At 47.8% G+C, this 15,338-nt stretch carries 17 protein-coding genes; 8 read left to right on the top strand and 9 right to left on the bottom strand.

The genetic code is table 11. The features are described 5' to 3' along the window. Positions 1 to 187 precede the first annotated feature (187 nt). Together D515_RS09140 and D515_RS09135 are read left to right on the top strand one after the other, a co-directional pair. A complete protein-coding gene (locus tag D515_RS09140) occupies positions 188 to 484 on the top strand; it encodes an ArsR/SmtB family transcription factor (RefSeq protein ID WP_002537946.1) in 297 nt (98 codons plus the stop codon). Between the two features lie 103 nt (positions 485 to 587). Then, positions 588 to 869 (top strand): winged helix-turn-helix domain-containing protein, encoded by a 282-nt coding sequence (locus D515_RS09135; protein ID WP_002537945.1) that lies wholly within the window; start codon positions 588 to 590, stop codon positions 867 to 869. 38 nt (positions 870 to 907) lie between these two features. On the opposite strand, the gene D515_RS09130 is transcribed toward D515_RS09135, so the two are convergent. From D515_RS09130 to D515_RS09120, 3 genes are read right to left on the bottom strand one after another with little or no spacing between them, the layout of a single operon-like run. Then, complete coding sequence (locus D515_RS09130; RefSeq protein WP_002537944.1) at positions 908 to 1,264, bottom strand: MmcQ/YjbR family DNA-binding protein; 357 nt, start codon at positions 1,262 to 1,264, stop codon at positions 908 to 910. Continuing rightward, on the bottom strand, positions 1,265 to 1,702 hold the full coding sequence (locus D515_RS09125; RefSeq protein WP_002537943.1) for a DUF1499 domain-containing protein: 438 nt from the start codon (positions 1,700 to 1,702) through the stop codon (positions 1,265 to 1,267). Positions 1,703 to 1,715: 13 nt separating this feature from the next. After that, entirely contained in the window at positions 1,716 to 2,051 is a 336-nt protein-coding gene (locus D515_RS09120) for a DUF2956 domain-containing protein (protein WP_002537942.1), read from the bottom strand. Positions 2,052 to 2,174: 123 nt separating this feature from the next. Here D515_RS09120 and D515_RS09115 point away from each other — a divergent pair, with 123 nt between their 5' ends. From D515_RS09115 to D515_RS09095, 5 genes are all read left to right on the top strand, one after another. After that, a complete protein-coding gene (locus tag D515_RS09115) occupies positions 2,175 to 2,495 on the top strand; it encodes a heavy metal-binding domain-containing protein (protein WP_002537941.1) in 321 nt (106 codons plus the stop codon). A 176-nt stretch (positions 2,496 to 2,671) separates the two neighbouring features. After that, on the top strand, positions 2,672 to 3,157 hold the full coding sequence (locus D515_RS09110; protein WP_002537940.1) for a DUF2919 domain-containing protein: 486 nt from the start codon (positions 2,672 to 2,674) through the stop codon (positions 3,155 to 3,157). Then, the gene (locus D515_RS09105; RefSeq protein WP_002537939.1) at positions 3,150 to 3,545 is read left to right on the top strand and encodes a hypothetical protein; all 396 of its coding nucleotides are present in this window, start codon (positions 3,150 to 3,152) and stop codon (positions 3,543 to 3,545) included. The genes D515_RS09110 and D515_RS09105 overlap by 8 nt, the downstream gene beginning before the upstream one ends. A 113-nt stretch (positions 3,546 to 3,658) precedes the next feature. Continuing rightward, entirely contained in the window at positions 3,659 to 4,555 is an 897-nt protein-coding gene (locus tag D515_RS09100) for a Dyp-type peroxidase (RefSeq protein WP_002537938.1), read from the top strand. Between the two features lie 295 nt (positions 4,556 to 4,850). After that, positions 4,851 to 7,292, top strand: a complete 2,442-nt coding sequence (locus tag D515_RS09095) for a beta-mannosidase (protein WP_002537937.1) — start codon at positions 4,851 to 4,853, stop codon at positions 7,290 to 7,292. Positions 7,293 to 7,381: 89 nt separating this feature from the next. On the opposite strand, the gene crr is transcribed toward D515_RS09095, so the two are convergent. The 5 genes from crr to cysZ all read right to left on the bottom strand — a co-directional run bounded on the left by crr (position 7,382) and on the right by cysZ (position 12,221). Continuing rightward, positions 7,382 to 7,891 carry a PTS glucose transporter subunit IIA gene (gene crr / locus D515_RS09090; RefSeq protein ID WP_002537936.1) on the bottom strand — a complete coding sequence of 170 codons (510 nt, stop codon included), beginning with the start codon at positions 7,889 to 7,891 and terminating at the stop codon, positions 7,382 to 7,384. A gap of 42 nt (positions 7,892 to 7,933) precedes the next feature. Continuing rightward, complete coding sequence (ptsI, locus tag D515_RS09085) at positions 7,934 to 9,661, bottom strand: phosphoenolpyruvate-protein phosphotransferase PtsI (RefSeq protein WP_002537935.1); 1,728 nt, start codon at positions 9,659 to 9,661, stop codon at positions 7,934 to 7,936. Between the two features lie 55 nt (positions 9,662 to 9,716). Beyond that, on the bottom strand, positions 9,717 to 9,974 hold the full coding sequence (locus D515_RS09080) for an HPr family phosphocarrier protein (protein ID WP_002537934.1): 258 nt from the start codon (positions 9,972 to 9,974) through the stop codon (positions 9,717 to 9,719). Between the two features lie 317 nt (positions 9,975 to 10,291). Beyond that, a complete protein-coding gene (cysK, locus tag D515_RS09075; protein WP_002537933.1) occupies positions 10,292 to 11,260 on the bottom strand; it encodes a cysteine synthase A in 969 nt (322 codons plus the stop codon). A gap of 199 nt (positions 11,261 to 11,459) precedes the next feature. Beyond that, positions 11,460 to 12,221: a sulfate transporter CysZ gene (gene cysZ / locus D515_RS09070; RefSeq protein ID WP_002537932.1), complete on the bottom strand. Its 762-nt coding sequence runs from the start codon at positions 12,219 to 12,221 to the stop codon at positions 11,460 to 11,462. 491 nt (positions 12,222 to 12,712) lie between these two features. Between cysZ and zipA the strand changes: the two genes are divergently transcribed. Further along, on the top strand, positions 12,713 to 13,675 hold the full coding sequence (zipA, locus tag D515_RS09065) for a cell division protein ZipA (protein WP_002537930.1): 963 nt from the start codon (positions 12,713 to 12,715) through the stop codon (positions 13,673 to 13,675). 75 nt (positions 13,676 to 13,750) lie between these two features. Here zipA and D515_RS09060 read toward each other — a convergent pair whose 3' ends face one another. After that, positions 13,751 to 15,313 (bottom strand): lytic polysaccharide monooxygenase, encoded by a 1,563-nt coding sequence (locus D515_RS09060; RefSeq protein ID WP_002537929.1) that lies wholly within the window; start codon positions 15,311 to 15,313, stop codon positions 13,751 to 13,753. Between the last annotated feature and the right edge of the window lie 25 nt (positions 15,314 to 15,338).

Below are 15,338 nucleotides of genomic sequence, written 5' to 3'. Positions count from 1 at the left end.
TGCTACGTCGAGGGTGCTAGATTGACATTGCGAAGTGTTGAAAGCAAGGCGTGAAGCGACTTCACCTATCATTGAATTAACTTCTATTCGAATAGCTTCATAAATCAATTTCATTCAAAATTTCTACATTAGTGAATTCTGATGCAAATTAATTAGATGAATCTAATTTAAAGGGTGTTTGCCAGCAATGGGTAAAGAACTACAACAACAAGCCAATGAGGCGGCCAAAGTGCTGAGAATTCTCTCGCACCCAGAACGGTTGATGGTGCTCTGTCAGTTACGAGAAGGGGAGAAAAATGTCTCGACTCTTCTTGAGAACAGTGCCTTGAGTCAGTCTGCTTTTTCCCAACACCTTACTGTGTTGCGACAAGCGGGATTAGTCGAGACACGCAAGGAGTCGCAGTCAGTGTTTTACCGCATTGCAGGTGGCAAAGTGGAAAACCTGATCAATGCAATTCAAGGCGCATGGTGTGGAGAGCGCTAACGAGCAAACGACATGCTGATGAATAGGCGTTCAATTTGATCAAGCGCAATACCTCCTTTGCAATTCATTGAATAATGGAAAGCAGTCATATTAGGAGGTCTCAATGGAACTGAATCCGGTTTTTGCAAGAAGACTGTATCTCGCTTTTTTGGTTGAAGAAATGGAACGTCCGAACGTTCCGCGTTTAATTGAAGCCACGGGCTGGCCACGTCGCACGATTCAGGACGTGATCAAATCACTGGCAGGTCTTGGTATTGAATTGTCATTCATTCAGGATGGACGCCGCCATAATGACGGATATTACCGCCTGACTGACTGGGGCCCGTTCAAACGTGAGTGGGTTGAAGACCGTAAACAGGACATTATGGGAACGCTTACGGTATAAAACAAAAAACGCAGCTAACGAGTCTGCGTTTTTTGTTTTCAGGCTTCGGCGTGAGCAGGCCTTAGCGACTTCTGAACGTATTTAGGCAGTTTATCTACCACCAGATGCCAGGAACGGGAAATGATATTCTCTATTTCCGCCGTTGGCAGAGGGCAGTTTTTGCCAAATTCTATCCACCCAGCCCTAGCCAGGTGCGGTGCCGGACGGCAATCCGGGATCTCCGCCATCATGACGAACAAATCTTCCGGCACTTTGCAGGCCATCTTCTCTCCATCGTAGAAAATGCAAACCATCTTAGTCTGGTGCACGCTGTATACATCAACGCCGCCCCACTTTACATCATGACGGATACCCACCAGCGATGCGCAGTGTGCCTTGAGTGCCGGGATGTCCATTTACTTGATGAGTCCTTTTTCCTGAAGCGCTGTTCTTAATGCTTCAACGCGTTTTCGGTTTACGCCAAAGTCTGAGTATCCAACGCGCGATTCAGAACGGACAATCAGCTGGTCGCCATCGATACGAAGTTCCAGGTCATCCACGAAGCGCATGATTTTACTGACGCTCTCAACACGCACATAGCCAGGCTCCTGATCACCAATACGAGTGCCTGGCATGCTGAGCGCGACTTCCAGAATAGGTGCTATCGAAACACTTTCTGCCAACTCGAATGGCGCAACGTTGAAATCTTCACGTGGGTCCTGTGTGGAGACACAGTTTGGTTTGTCGCCACATGGGGTAAGAGATTTATCGGTCACTGCGTCTTCTCCTTGTGCGCATCCGAGTGTGACTATCATTGCTACGCCAGCAGCGGCGAATGAGAGCGTCTTTTTCATTGTATATTCCCTGTTATTGGTTGCTCAGTATATAGGCTGCAAACCCCACCCAACTCACTATCAGGAGTCCCCAAGGCAAAAGATTGCGAGACGTAGACATTGGTTCAACGGTTTCTGTCACATCGTTTGTTGATACGGTATCGACGTGTTTTTGCTTGAGTTGCTTTTTCCGTTCTTTATCGCGATCCCGAGCTTTGGCTTTTTGCTGTTTCTTGTATAGCGCAATCCCTTTCTCAATGCCTTGAGCAATCAGTTTTGTCTGCTCTTTGGTTTGCCCAGGCTTTTGCGTTGCCTTGGCAATTTTCATCGCTTCTTGTTGGGTCTCCGGTGAGGGTGTCGCATTACTCATTATTTATTCATCTTTAACCGTATTACGTTGTAAGCGATTATACCGATGATAAGGGACTGCCACGAAACCAAATTCTGAGAATCGTGTCAGACCTCTAATGACAATAAAAGGGAGAAAGGACAAATGATCTTAACCACAACCCCGACTATCCAAGGACGCGAAATCACGCATTACCACGGTGTCGTCGTAGGAGAAGCTATTCTCGGTGCGAATATCTTCAAAGATATCTTTGCGAGTATTCGCGATATTGTTGGTGGGCGTTCTGCCGCTTACGAGCAAGAACTCGCTAAAGCGCGTGAAATTGCATTTGAGGAGCTCAGAGAGCGTGCACGCGCCGCAGGCGGAAACGCAGTGGTAGGTATCGACCTTGATTATGAAGTGGTCGGCCCCAATGGTGGAATGTTGATGGTGAGTGTTAGCGGAACAGCAGTCACTGTCGGATAAATGTGAGCGAGCTAAAAGCTTGGGCTGAAATATACTGCGCTACACCGCAAAATGATGAGCCCGAGCTTTGTGCTCCCCATTACTACTGACAAAGTGCCAAGGAGGGTTATGAACAATGTTTTTTTGCATGCTTCCCTTTGCTGGTGGCTGCGCATAATCCTGAAGAAACAAGATAGATGAATACGCTTTTGTACCAATCTCCTGACTATTACGACAAACACGGAAACGCGAAGCCAAACCTGATGTTCTGGCTGACAGGCCTCTTTCTGGCGCGTTCTTGGATAGTGTTTGTGATTGCAGGCGTCAGCCGGGAGCAAGGCAAAGATTTGCTCTCGCTGATTTACCCAAGCCATGATGCACTTTATGTCGGGCTGGCGTTGGGATTTCCCGCAGTGGCTTTGATGCTGATGGCTGGGAGTCTTCATCGTTTCCCAGCATTTTTTCAGCGTATTTGGCGGTTGGGTAAGTACATCCTCCTAGCGGCGTTGAGTGGTGATTTGATACTGCAAGTCAATCACCTGATGGCTCAGCGTTGGGAGTTCCACTGGAGTGGGGCGTTAATGTTACTGATAGCGATTTGGCTTGCGTTATACCTATTAAGAAGCCGCCGCATTCGGTTTTTATTTGAAGCCCCCATTACAAGAGAAGAAAAAAATGAATGAGTGGAAGAAAGGGCTTGTCCTGTTCAGCGCAATGTTAAGCCCCTTAGCCATGGCTGACTGGCAGGTTGATGTTAATTTCGAAATGGATCGTGCCGGCAAGCAACACCGCGCACAAACCTCCGTATCATTAGTGCCTGGAGAAGAAACTGTTCTGTTTGATAACGGTGAAGAGACAGGTGCACTCATTGGCAAAGCTGAGCTTTTGGAAGTGACGGCTGATGAGGTGAAAATTTCTCTTCTGGTTCAAGAACAGTGCGACGATGGCGGCTGGCGAACCATCATGTCGCCCGTTGTCAGTGCGGGACTGAATACGCCGGCTTCTGTTAATCAGAGCAACGAGCAACTGGATGAATTTGCATCTTTAAAAGTGGAAATTACGTCGGTATAAGTGCCAGAAAGCCCACTTTACAGATCTGAGACAAAGTCTCGGCGCTTCACAGGTAATATGCTAGTTTTCTTAAAACTAAAATGAAAACTAGCAGTTTTACTTGGAGGTAATACATGGCGGTTTCTCAACCGGCAATCGTTGCAGATGCAGGTCCTTTCGCACTGTACACAGTTCTGAAAGTCAATGGTTCTGCTTCAGAAGTGCTTGCTCAGTGTCGCGCACTTCACTCCCTTGTTGATGACATTAATGCCCAGCAACCTGATGCTGATCTGAAAGCAGCTGTGTCTTTTTCCCCAGCTTTCTGCGCGGAAAACGGTATTGCAACACCGACTGATTTCTCCGCTTTCCGCCCTCTGGGCGAAGGTGATGCCCATGCGCCCGCAACGGAGTGTGACATTTTCCTTCACGCTCACTCAACCCGTCATGATCTGAACTTCTTCCTGCTACGCAAGTTCTTGTCACCTATTGCTTCAGAGGTTGACGTCATTGATGAAACCTACGGGTATCGTTACCTCGACTCTCGAGACATGACAGGGTTTATCGATGGCACTGAAAACCCGGAAGGCGCAGAAGCGCGTCGTGATGTGGCGATTATCGCTGATGGTGAATGTGCTGGTGGCAGTGTCGTTATGATGCAGCGTTACGTACACAAACTGGCAGCATGGGAACCACTGACCATCAAGCAGCAAGAGAAAGTGATTGGCCGTACCAAGCCTGACTCGATTGAACTTGAAGATGTACCACCAACTTCGCACGTTGGCCGAGTAGATATCAAAGAAGACGGTAAAGGTCTAAAAATGGTTCGCCACAGCCTGCCATATGGCTCTGTGTCAGGTGATCACGGCTTGCTGTTCTTGGCTTATTGCCATACTCAGCATGTTCACAAAACCATGTTGGAAAGCATGTTCGGTGAGCGCGATGGTAAAACCGACATGCTGCTTCGCTTTACCACGCCAGTCACAGGCGCGTACTTCTATGCACCTTCAATGGAAGTGCTAGAAAGTATCTGACTTATCAATGCTTTGAATTTTATTGATAACATTAAAAGCACCGTTGATTGGTGCTTTTTTATGTCAATTTGTGAGCACGGTTAAAAGGGCTTTTCCGGTTTTTTGAGCCAGATTTTGGAAATGACAATTGGCGGTCTGATGCGCCCTTATTCTACTCGACGGCCTTTCGTATCTGTGGTGTTCTCAGCCCAGTTTTTATGTTTTGAGAGTCGTTGAATGGGCGTGGCAATAAGGACGCTTTGCAGTATCAAGGAATTAGCGGTTCGCGGCATCTCGCACTATCCGGAGAAATTGCGTGACCCAATTAATACTTGATGGTGAATGGACACTGACATCATTAACTGATGACAGCATTGTCGCACCGATCCAAATCCCTGGTGATGTCCACAGCGCCTTGTTGGTCGCTGATAAAATCCCTGACCCTTATTACGGCTGCAATGAAACTGACGTTCAATGGGTCAGTGAGCATGATTGGCACCTCACGAAATCGTTCGAGGCCGATTCATCAACGCTGGAAGCACCTCGAGTTGACCTATTGCTGAGCATGGTCGATACCGTGGCATCTATAGCGGTGAATGGCGAGGTTGTCTTGCTGTGCGCCAATATGTTCCGAGAATATCGAGTTGATGTGCGTCCTTATCTCAAACAAGGTGAGAACACTCTGACTGTCACCTTGAAGCGTGCCGATATTGAGGCGAAAGCACGTGCTGAACGTTTGCCATTTTCCGTGCCTTGGGCGGTGGGTAATAATCAAATTCCTCACATGAATACCCTTCGTAAAACCCAATGTCACGCTGGCTGGGACTGGGGGATTTGTCTGCTTGCTAGCGGAATCTATGACAGCGTGAAGCTGCAGCCAATCCACAATATGGCACTCAAAGGTGTTCGCACTGCCCAGCAGTGGCAAACTAACGGCCAATGCGACCTCACCCTTTCTATCGATGCAGAAATCGTTGGTACTGATTCTGTGGCTATTGAATGTGTGCTGACATCTCCATGTGGTGAGTCGCAAAGCGCTACCATTGCAGCGGATGCCGAGTCTTTGGCATGTGGCTTCACGATAACTCACCCAGAGCGCTGGTGGCCAGCTGGGTATGGTAGCCAACCACTCTACTCACTGACCGTATCGGTTGATGGTCAACAGGTCACCAAACGCATTGGTTTGCGAGAACTCCATTTGGATACCACGCCAGACGAAGCTGGGTCGGCAATGACGTTTGTGATGAATGGCAAAGCGATCATGTCAAAAGGGGCTAATTGGATTCCGTTGGATGCCATGCCGGCATTGCAAACACCAGACCGCTACCGTCAGCTTTTAGAAGATGCGAAAGCGGCGAACATGAATATGATTCGTGTCTGGGGCGGTGGCATGTATGAGCGTGACTGCTTCTACGAATTGTGCGATGAGCTTGGTCTGATGGTGTGGCAAGATCTCATGTTTGCCTGCGCGCTTTATCCTTCAACGCCAGAATTTCTGAAAGATGTAGAGCTGGAAGTGGCGTACCAGGTGCGTCGTCTCAGCGATCATGCCTCTATTGCCCTGTGGTGTGGCGATAACGAAGTCATTGGTGCGATCGGTTGGTATCCAGAGTCGCGCACCAACCGCGAAAAGTACGTGGTGAATTATGATCGCCTTAACCGGGTGCTGCAGGAAGTGGTTGAACGTGAAGATCCATATCGTCGTTTCTGGGCGAGTTCGCCTTGTAATGGTGAGTTAGACTTTGGCGATGCCTGGCATGATGACAACAAGGGTGACATGCACTTCTGGGATGTGTGGCATTCAGGAAAGTCCTTTGATGCCTACCACACCGTGAAGCCGCGTTTTTGTAGTGAGTTTGGCTATCAGTCCTGGCCGTCTCTGCCGACAGTGAAAACCTTCGCATCGGAAGATGACTGGAACGTCACATCACCGACCTTTGAGCAACACCAGAAGAATGGGCGTGGCAACAGCATCATGACGGAGATGTTCACCCGCTACTTCCGCTTCCCGAAAGATTTCGCACAGATGTTATATCTGAGCCAGGTCCAGCAGGCACTGGCAATTAAAACAGCAAGTGAATACTGGCGTGCCAACAAACCACTGTGCCGAGGGATTCTTTACTGGCAACTTAATGATTGTTGGCCAGTGAGCTCGTGGTCAAGCATTGAGTACACAGGACGCTGGAAGCTACTCCACTATCATGCCAAGCGCTTCTTTGACGTTCAGGCCGCGGTATTTGTGGAAGAGCAGGATGCGTTGGCACTTCGTCTGATCAATGATGAACACCGGAATGTGGATGCTAAAGGGCAGGTGACTTGGTATGACTGGCAAGGCGAAGTGATCGACACCTGGCCGTTTGAAACTAAGTTGGGTGAAGATGACAACCAAACAGTTTGGCAATGCGACAGACAAGTGATTGATGAGCGTAAGCATCAAGGCTTCTTCCATGTAGTCATGGAATGCGATGGCAAGGAGATCACCAATACCTGGTTTGATGATGTTTATAAACGCCTACCACTACCTAAGGCTTCAGTGGATGTTGAAATCATGGAAGGGACGGATGGCTTGCAGCTGGTATTGAAGTCAGATCTGCCAGCATTCTTTGTTCATCTTGAGTTTGAAGGCGAGGGACGCTTCAGTGACAGCAGTTTCACGCTGATGCCTTGCTCTCCGGTCACAGTAAACTTCGAAGGCTGTGCTGATGTAGAGGCAATGAAAGCAGGGCTTCGTGTTTACCAACTGTCAGAGACGTTTTAAACAATAAGGGAGGCGATTGCCTCCCTTTCACTTTTTAACAGACACAAAAAAGCGCAGCCGAAGCTGCGCTTTTTCTTGCGATTCAAGAATTACTTCTTGATGCGCAGTACTGGCGTTTCACCAACAGAAACGGCACCAGACAGCTTGTTCAGCTCTTTGATTTCGTCCATGTTAGAGATAACAACAGGAGTCAGGGTAGACTTCGCTTTCTCTTCCAGCATAGCCAGATCGAATTCGATGATTGGGTCGCCAACTTTAACAGTCTGACCTTCTTCAGCGATGCGCTTGAAGCCTTCACCTTTCAGTTCAACGGTATCAATACCGAAGTGAACGAACAGCTCGATGCCGTCTTCAGATTCGATAGAGAACGCGTGGTTAGTTTCGAAAATCTTACCAATGGTACCGTTTACTGGTGCAACCATTTTGTCGCCAGCTGGTTTGATCGCGATGCCGTCGCCCACGATTTTCTCAGCGAAAACAACGTCTGGCACGTCTTCGATATTTACGATTTCACCAGACAGTGGTGCGATGATTTCGATCGCGCCTGCGTCGTTGCTGTCGTCAGAAACCAGCTTCTTCAGTTTGTCAAACAGACCCATAGTGTTTGCTCCTAAGCGTTATCAATTCTTTGCTGCTGTATCTTAGCAGACAGTTTTCTCTGCAATGAATTTATCTACATGCGCAGTAATTTCTGCAGCAGTAGGCATTGCCAGTGCTTCTTCCGCCATTGCCTTAACATCAGCAAAGTTAGCATTACGGATGATCTTCTTGATTCGTGGAATAGAGATACCACTCATGCTGAACTCATCAAGACCCATACCCATCAGAAGCAGTGTTGCACGCTCATCGCCTGCCAACTCACCACACATGCCAGTCCACTTACCTTCTTTGTGAGAAGCGTCGATGACTTGCTTGATAACGGTCAGTACTGCTGGAGACAGTGGGTTGTATAGGTGAGAGATCAGCTCGTTACCACGGTCAACCGCAAGAGTATACTGGGTTAAGTCGTTTGTACCAATGCTAAAGAACTCAACTTCTTTTGCAAGGTGGTGAGCAATTGCAGCTGCAGCAGGCGTTTCAACCATGACACCGATTTCGATGTTCTCGTCAAATGCCAGACCTTCAGCACGCAGTTCCGCTTTGTACTCTTCAATTGCTTTTTTCAGCTCACGGATTTCTTCAACAGAGATGATCATTGGGAACATCACGCGAAGTTTACCGTGTGCAGAAGCACGCAGGATTGCACGCAGCTGGTCGCGAAGGATTTCACGACGGTCCAGGCTGATGCGAACTGCACGCCAACCCAGGAACGGGTTCATTTCTTTTGGCAGATCCATGTATGGCAGATCTTTGTCACCACCGATATCCATAGTACGGATAATCACTGGATGGCCATGCATCGCTTCTGCAACTTCTTTGTACGCTTTGTACTGAATTTCTTCAGTTGGCAGCGCATCGCGGTCCATGAACAGGAATTCGGTACGGTACAGGCCAACACCTTCGCCACCGTTACGGTTAACACCATCACAGTCTTTCACTGTACCGATGTTGCCGCAAACTTCTACTTGGTGGCCATCCAGAGTCACAGCTGGCAGGTCTTTCAGTTTTGCCAGCTCTTCTTTCTCTGCGATGAACTCATCACGGATCGCTTTGAATTTGGTCAGTTCTTCTTCGCTTGGGTTGATAACAATCGTGTTGTTGATTGCATCAAGAACCAGCATGTCGCCGTTGTTCACACGCTTAGTGATGTCGTTGGTGCCAACGATCGCAGGCAGTTCCAGAGAACGCGCCATGATAGAAGTGTGAGACGTGCGACCACCGATATCGGTGATGAAACCCAGCACGTAGTCCAGGTTGATTTGCGCAGTTTCAGAAGGAGTCAGGTCGTTAGCGACCAGAATCACTTCTTCGTTGATTGCGCTCAGGGACACAATGTTGATACCCAGTGCGTTCTTAACAAAACGTGAGCCGATGTCACGAATGTCAGTAGCACGTTCTTTCAGGTATTCGTCGTCCAGAGATTCTAGGGTGACTGCTTGCTCTTCGATAACGCTGTAGATCGCGTACTCGGTAGAAGCATTGTTGTCTTTAATGAAAGCTATGATTTCTTCTTCTAGCTCTTCATCTTCAAGCAGCATGATGTGACCTTCAAAGATCGCTTCTTTCTCTTCACCGAAAGTTTCGCGCGCCTTGTCTTTAATCACTTCAAGTTGCTGTTTAGATTTTTCGCGTGCGTCGTAAAGACGAGCGATTTCTGCGTCTAGCTGGTCAGCTGGAACTGGATTTTTGTTGATGACGATGTCGTCTTCTTGGAGTAGCAGCGCTTTACCAAAAGCAATACCAGGAGATGCCAGGATACCTGAAATCATAGCTTTACCCTACATTGATCAAATTGAAATACTAATGGATAGAAAAAGAGCTGGATTATTCCAGCTCGTCCATCAGCTTAACCAGGTGATCAACTGCTTCTTGAGCTTGTGCACCGTCTGCTTTGATAGTTACAACAGTACCCTTGGTCAGACCCAGAGTTTGCAGCTTGAACAGGCTAGTTGCGCTTGCTTCTTTACCGCCAGACTCTACAGTGATTTTTGCATCGAAGCCTTTCGCTTCTTTTACGAACTGAGCCGCAGGACGAGTGTGCAGACCGTTTTCAGCAGTGATTTCTACTTGCTTTTGATACATGTTTTACCCCGATACATTATTTATTTAGGTTTATGTATTAAATCTTCGGTTAGCTTAAACTGATTGACCAGTTTTGGCTATCGATGGACGGTAAACTAACCAAGATTTGAGTGCCCTAGCTTAATCCAAGTCAAACTTTTGTGACATTTTCGCTCAAAACAACACCTGACTCACACTCGAGGCGATGATTAATTTCGAGGCCGAAAATAAAAGGCGGGGAATTTTTACTAGAGCAGGATTAAAAAATCAAACAAAAAAGCCCCGACGGGGCTTTTTTGTTGCCAATCATGCGATTGGATTTGGAAGCTCGAGGCCTGTTATTGCTGGTTTTCAAGTTCTGTGAAGATGCCAGCGAACAGTGCAGAACTCAGGTAACGCTCACCAGAACTTGGCAGAATCGTTACGATGTTTTTGCCTGCGAACTCAGGCAATTCTGCAATTTTGTTGGCAGCAACAACAGCAGCACCTGAAGAAATACCCGCTAGGATGCCTTCTTCTTCCATCAGACGGCGTGCCATTGCAATCGCTTCGTCAGAGGTAACCAGTACAGTTTTGTCGACCAGAGACAAATCCAGGTTGCCAGGTACGAAACCTGCACCGATACCTTGGATTTTGTGAGGTGCTGGTTGTACGTCGTCACCATTCACAGTTTGGGTGATAACTGGAGACTCCGCAGGCTCTACTGCAACAGTGGTGATTGCTTTGCCTTTGGTGTTTTTGATGTAACGGCTAACACCAGTCAGCGTACCACCCGTACCTACACCAGATACGAATACGTCGATTTCGCCTTCAGTATCTTCCCAAATTTCAGGACCTGTGGTCTTCTCGTGGATTTCTGGGTTAGCAGGGTTGTTAAACTGTTGCAGCATCAGGAATTTTGCTGGGTCAGCAGCAACAATTTCTTCTGCTTTAGCAATCGCACCTTTCATGCCTTTCGCTGCTTCGGTCAGTACCAAGTTTGCACCCAGTGCTTTCAGCAGTTTACGACGCTCAAGGCTCATTGACTCAGGCATAGTCAGAGTCAGTTTGTAACCACGGGCTGCAGCAACATAAGCCAGCGCGATACCTGTGTTACCACTGGTTGGCTCAACCAGTTCAACACCAGGCTTCAGCTTGCCGCTTTTCTCTGCATCCCAAATCATGTTTGCACCGATACGGCATTTAACGCTAAAGCTAGGGTTGCGAGCTTCAATTTTTACCAGCACTTTGCCGTTTGATACACGGTTAAGACGCACAAGCGGCGTGTTGCCGATAGTGGTTGAATTATCTTCGTAAATTTTACCCATCTTCTTCGTTCCTTCGGTTTGCAGGGGATATACGAGTTTTAGAATATCCTGATTTGGCTGAAAGCAAAGTAATCGTTAGTTATATCTTATTGTTATCAGCATGGTTTCAGATGCGGGTAACACTAAATAGTGTATTTGGAAGCAGAAAACACCTTTGTTCTGTTGAGCAAAGGTGTTTTTCCGAAATATTGAAGTGAGTTTAATAGCGGGCTAGATCGCCGCGATACTTATCAACCCACATCGCCGTTGCTCCGCAGACAGCGGCTGGCATAACAAAAAGGTTGAGAATCGGTGTCATGGTGAACAACATCACCAAAGCGCCAAAACTCATGGTGGAGCCTTTATTGTCGCGCAGCGTGGCTTTCATGTTCGGGAAAGAGACACGGTGGTTATCAAACGGGTAGTCACAATACTGGATACCCATCATCCAGGCACTGAACAAGAACCACAGCACCGGGCCGAGTGTTTGGCCAATCGCTGGAATCCACATTAGTAACAACAAACCCAAAGCTTTTGGCAAGTAGTAAGCAAGTTTCTGCCATTCGCGTTTAAACACACGGGGTAAATCTTTGATGATGCCGGTAATGCCATCGTCTGGTGGACGCTTGCCTGTCAACTTAGCTTCCAGATGTTCAGCCAGTAGGCCGTTAAAAGGGGCCGCAATCCAGTTGGCAACAGTACTGAAAAAGTAAGAACAGATAACCAATATTGCTATTGCCAGCAGAGGCCACAAGACATACGAGAGCCAATTCAGCATTTCAGGTAAATAGGATAACCAGCCATTAATCCAATCACTGAGCTGAGAAAGCACAACACCAATTAGGGTGCCCATTAAAAGCAGGTTTACGACCAACGGAATAATCACAAAGCGACGGATCCCGGGCGTAAACATGAGCGAAAATCCGCGGAGAAAATAGCTCGCACCAGATACCGGCTGCTTAGCCATTTGAGTTGGGTTCATAGAATCTCCTTCCGTGCCTATCCCTAAGGCAAAAATTGAATGTTTTTATTGCTAAAGCAGGAACTAAGCCAACTTTGACTTCATTTTACAGGTGATGGCGTATTGCTGTGAAACCTTGGGTTTTCGGGGGTTTAAAACGCAATCTTGATATTCCAGCTAGCGATGCAGCACCTCTATCGATGCCTCGTGATGAGAGAATGTTAACGTCTAAGACCAGATAATGGCAATTTACGCCACTGGTGAATTATTGAACCGCGCCATTGTCAAACAGCATAGTGAAGTGAGTGAAAATGCGCATTGGGCGCGTTTTCACTGTCAGAACAGTGACTTTTTCAGTGTTCTCGCGGTATGGACGTTAACTTTCATACGCTTTTTGGTACAGTAGTCAGCAATTTGTATGTGCGACATTGCCAAAGGTTGTACCAAGGTGTTTAGATAGGTCACAACCGCTTGCGGACTCTCGTCGTTAATTGGATAAATGCTGAGATTAAATGATGCAGGAATTGCGCCTTGTTTTAATCATTTTGGGTGCGGTGGCTATCGCCGCGTTGTTGCTTCATGGCTTGTGGACAAGCCGTAAGGAAAAGCCCGCGAAGTTTGGCGAAAAGCCAATTGGGAAATTAAGAGAAAAAGATGAGACAGGATTTGATCAGGACGGTATTGGTTCAGTTCGAGTGATCAAGTCTGGTAGTAGCGACAAGCCTAAAACTGAGCGCAAAGAGCCTGGTCTGAATTTTGGTGATAAACCTGATGTCGATCCTCTTTTTGCTGGACAGAATGAAGACATGTCAGCAAAAGAGAAGGACGAAGATGTTCCTTTGCCGACATTTTCTGCTGACGACAGCGATGCAGATAAAGCGACTGATGTGCCTGTACAGTCGATTCAAACGCCTCAGGAAGAAGCCCCTGTTGTTGACGCAGTCCCAGAACCAGTTATTGAAACACCAGAAAACGTGTCTTTTGCAGAAGATAAAGACGCTTCAGAAACTGTTGTTGATGATGTACCACAAGTTGAAGAAGAAGCACCAAAAGAGCCAGAGCAGCAGGTACTGATCATGAACGTTCAGGCTGCAAATAACAGTGAGTTTGATGGCGAAGAGCTGATTAACTGCCTCGAGCAACACGGCATGATTTTCGGTGAGATGGAAATTTTCCACCGCCACGCAGATTTAGCTGGCACAGGTAAAGTTTTGTTCAGTGCGGCAAACATGTTTAACCCTGGTAGTTTCCCGCTGGCAACGATTCATCAATTCACCACTCCGGGCATTACCCTGTTTATGACGCTGCCTTGTTACGGTGAAGCCGAGCAGAACTTTAAGCTCATGCTTCAAACTGCCCAACAAGTTGCAGATCAGCTTGGTGGTTTGGTCACGGACGATAAGCGAAATATGATGACGCCTCAGCGCCTTGATGGTTATCGCGACAAGATAAAACAGTTCCACGCGCGCGCCTGATTGAATCTGACAAGACAAAGAAAAACGCCCCTTTAAGGGGCGTTTTTTATGTCAGCTGCATTGGGGAAGAGTGTGTTATTTCACTTCCGCCCAAGGCCCGCCATTCGTCGGTAGATCGCCTTTGGTCCACCACTTCGCTTTGTAGGTTTTCGTCTCATAAACCACAGTATCGCCGCCGCTGTAGGCAATATCTTTACTCCAGGCTTGGTCGCCAGCACCTTTGTCCGCTACCCATACGGAAGACGTTCCCGGCTCCTCACCTTTGTTCCACCACTGCGCCGTATAAGTTACGCCAAAGTGTGTCACTTTATCGCCAGCCAGATAGGTCGCATTCGCATCCCAGTTTGTTTCACCGCCAGTGCTACCGCTACCTTTCACGTTTACGCTGATCACAGCCTCAGCACTCGCAGTGCCGTCAGTGACTGTCACAGTAATCGTGTCGTTAAGGTCAGTGGTGGTTGCTGGCGCAGTGTAACTGATGGTTGCATCATTGCCAGTGACTGTCACAGTGCCTTGGCTAGCACTGAATGTCAGTACATCGTTGTCAGCATCTGTTGCTGAAATAGCAATTTGAGTAGATTGACCGCTTTCCACGTTCACTGTCAGCGGGGCGTTAAGAACAGGCACGTTGTTCACAACTTCACGTTTGATATCGAGCTGGAAGGTAGCGCTTTGGTCTTTCACGTAAACCAGATTGCCGTATAGGTCGGCGCTGTCCCAAGACACCAAACCGTCTTGTGAGAGTTTACCGAGGCGAACACCGGTCGAACCATTGCTGATGATATCTGCTAACTGAGAAGCCCAAACCGATTCGTCTTGGTTTGTCACGTCAATAGCGACCTTTTCGAACACGGTTTCTGTTCCACTTCCATCGAAAACACGGAACCAAACGGTATCTCCATTATTGGCGTCGTCAGTCGCTTTGACTGCTGCACCAAGGCTTTGCCATGTTGGAACAACGATGTCGCCACCAAAGCTGATGTCTGAACAGTTGTAGAAGCCTTCGCCTGCCGGGTCATCGCGCTGCCAGCGTGAATAAAGCACTGCGTTGCCGGTACGGTCTGTTGGCAGTGTAATCGTCATTTGGTAGTACTTTTTCTCGTTGATTATCACAACGGGTACATTGCCAAATTCCGCAATCAAATCCAGATCTGACCATTTCAATGCATCAGTTGCCGAATTGTAGGCAGCATTTGAGAGGTAGAATTTCCAGAAGCTTGGATTGTGGGGCGTTGATGCACGGTATAGCAGAGTCAGTTTACCGTTCAAGCTTGGGTCAATGGGTGTGGCTTGCCATTCAGAAGAGGGAATGTCGATACCGGCTTTTTTCGGGTCACCCGCAGAACACAGCGCGCCATCTGGCACACCAGCTTCAACAGCTGCTTGATTGGTGAAATCAGAAACGAGCTTGGCAAACTCCGGCTTTTGCACAAATGGATACCAGCCAGACTCTTTAAAAGCAGCGCGACAAGCGGCGTTCGGGATGGTTGAGCCATCCGTTGATTCCCAGTAGCCACCGTCGCTGTCACAAATTTCCTGACGTGCAGGTGGGTAGTCCATATAGCCGTGTGCAAAGGCGAGTTGAGGTATTGTCGCCGATACCACTGCCACCAAAGGGAGTAGTCGAGTGCGTAACATGTTGTTTCCTCTCAGTGTTGGTTGT

The sequence above is a fragment of the Grimontia indica genome (genome assembly GCF_000333895.2).
Lineage (GTDB): Bacteria > Pseudomonadota > Gammaproteobacteria > Enterobacterales > Vibrionaceae > Enterovibrio > Enterovibrio indicus.
The sequence above is the reverse complement of the archived record's forward strand: the minus strand, read 5'-3'. Positions and strand labels throughout refer to the sequence as shown.

Coding starts and splice junctions, on each gene's coding strand:
- D515_RS09105 (WP_002537939.1), top strand. CDS start 3,150: ATGAATGAGTGGAAGAAAGGGCTTGTCCTGTTCAGCGCAATGTTAAGC.
- ptsI (WP_002537935.1), bottom strand. CDS start 9,661: ATGATTTCAGGTATCCTGGCATCTCCTGGTATTGCTTTTGGTAAAGCG.
- D515_RS09130 (WP_002537944.1), bottom strand. CDS start 1,264: ATGGACATCCCGGCACTCAAGGCACACTGCGCATCGCTGGTGGGTATC.
- D515_RS09060 (WP_002537929.1), bottom strand. CDS start 15,313: ATGTTACGCACTCGACTACTCCCTTTGGTGGCAGTGGTATCGGCGACA.
- D515_RS09115 (WP_002537941.1), top strand. CDS start 2,175: ATGATCTTAACCACAACCCCGACTATCCAAGGACGCGAAATCACGCAT.
- D515_RS09125 (WP_002537943.1), bottom strand. CDS start 1,702: ATGAAAAAGACGCTCTCATTCGCCGCTGCTGGCGTAGCAATGATAGTC.
- cysK (WP_002537933.1), bottom strand. CDS start 11,260: ATGGGTAAAATTTACGAAGATAATTCAACCACTATCGGCAACACGCCG.
- cysZ (WP_002537932.1), bottom strand. CDS start 12,221: ATGAACCCAACTCAAATGGCTAAGCAGCCGGTATCTGGTGCGAGCTAT.
- D515_RS09100 (WP_002537938.1), top strand. CDS start 3,659: ATGGCGGTTTCTCAACCGGCAATCGTTGCAGATGCAGGTCCTTTCGCA.
- crr (WP_002537936.1), bottom strand. CDS start 7,891: ATGGGTCTGTTTGACAAACTGAAGAAGCTGGTTTCTGACGACAGCAAC.
- zipA (WP_002537930.1), top strand. CDS start 12,713: ATGATGCAGGAATTGCGCCTTGTTTTAATCATTTTGGGTGCGGTGGCT.
- D515_RS09080 (WP_002537934.1), bottom strand. CDS start 9,974: ATGTATCAAAAGCAAGTAGAAATCACTGCTGAAAACGGTCTGCACACT.
- D515_RS09140 (WP_002537946.1), top strand. CDS start 188: ATGGGTAAAGAACTACAACAACAAGCCAATGAGGCGGCCAAAGTGCTG.
- D515_RS09110 (WP_002537940.1), top strand. CDS start 2,672: ATGAATACGCTTTTGTACCAATCTCCTGACTATTACGACAAACACGGA.
- D515_RS09120 (WP_002537942.1), bottom strand. CDS start 2,051: ATGAGTAATGCGACACCCTCACCGGAGACCCAACAAGAAGCGATGAAA.
- D515_RS09135 (WP_002537945.1), top strand. CDS start 588: ATGGAACTGAATCCGGTTTTTGCAAGAAGACTGTATCTCGCTTTTTTG.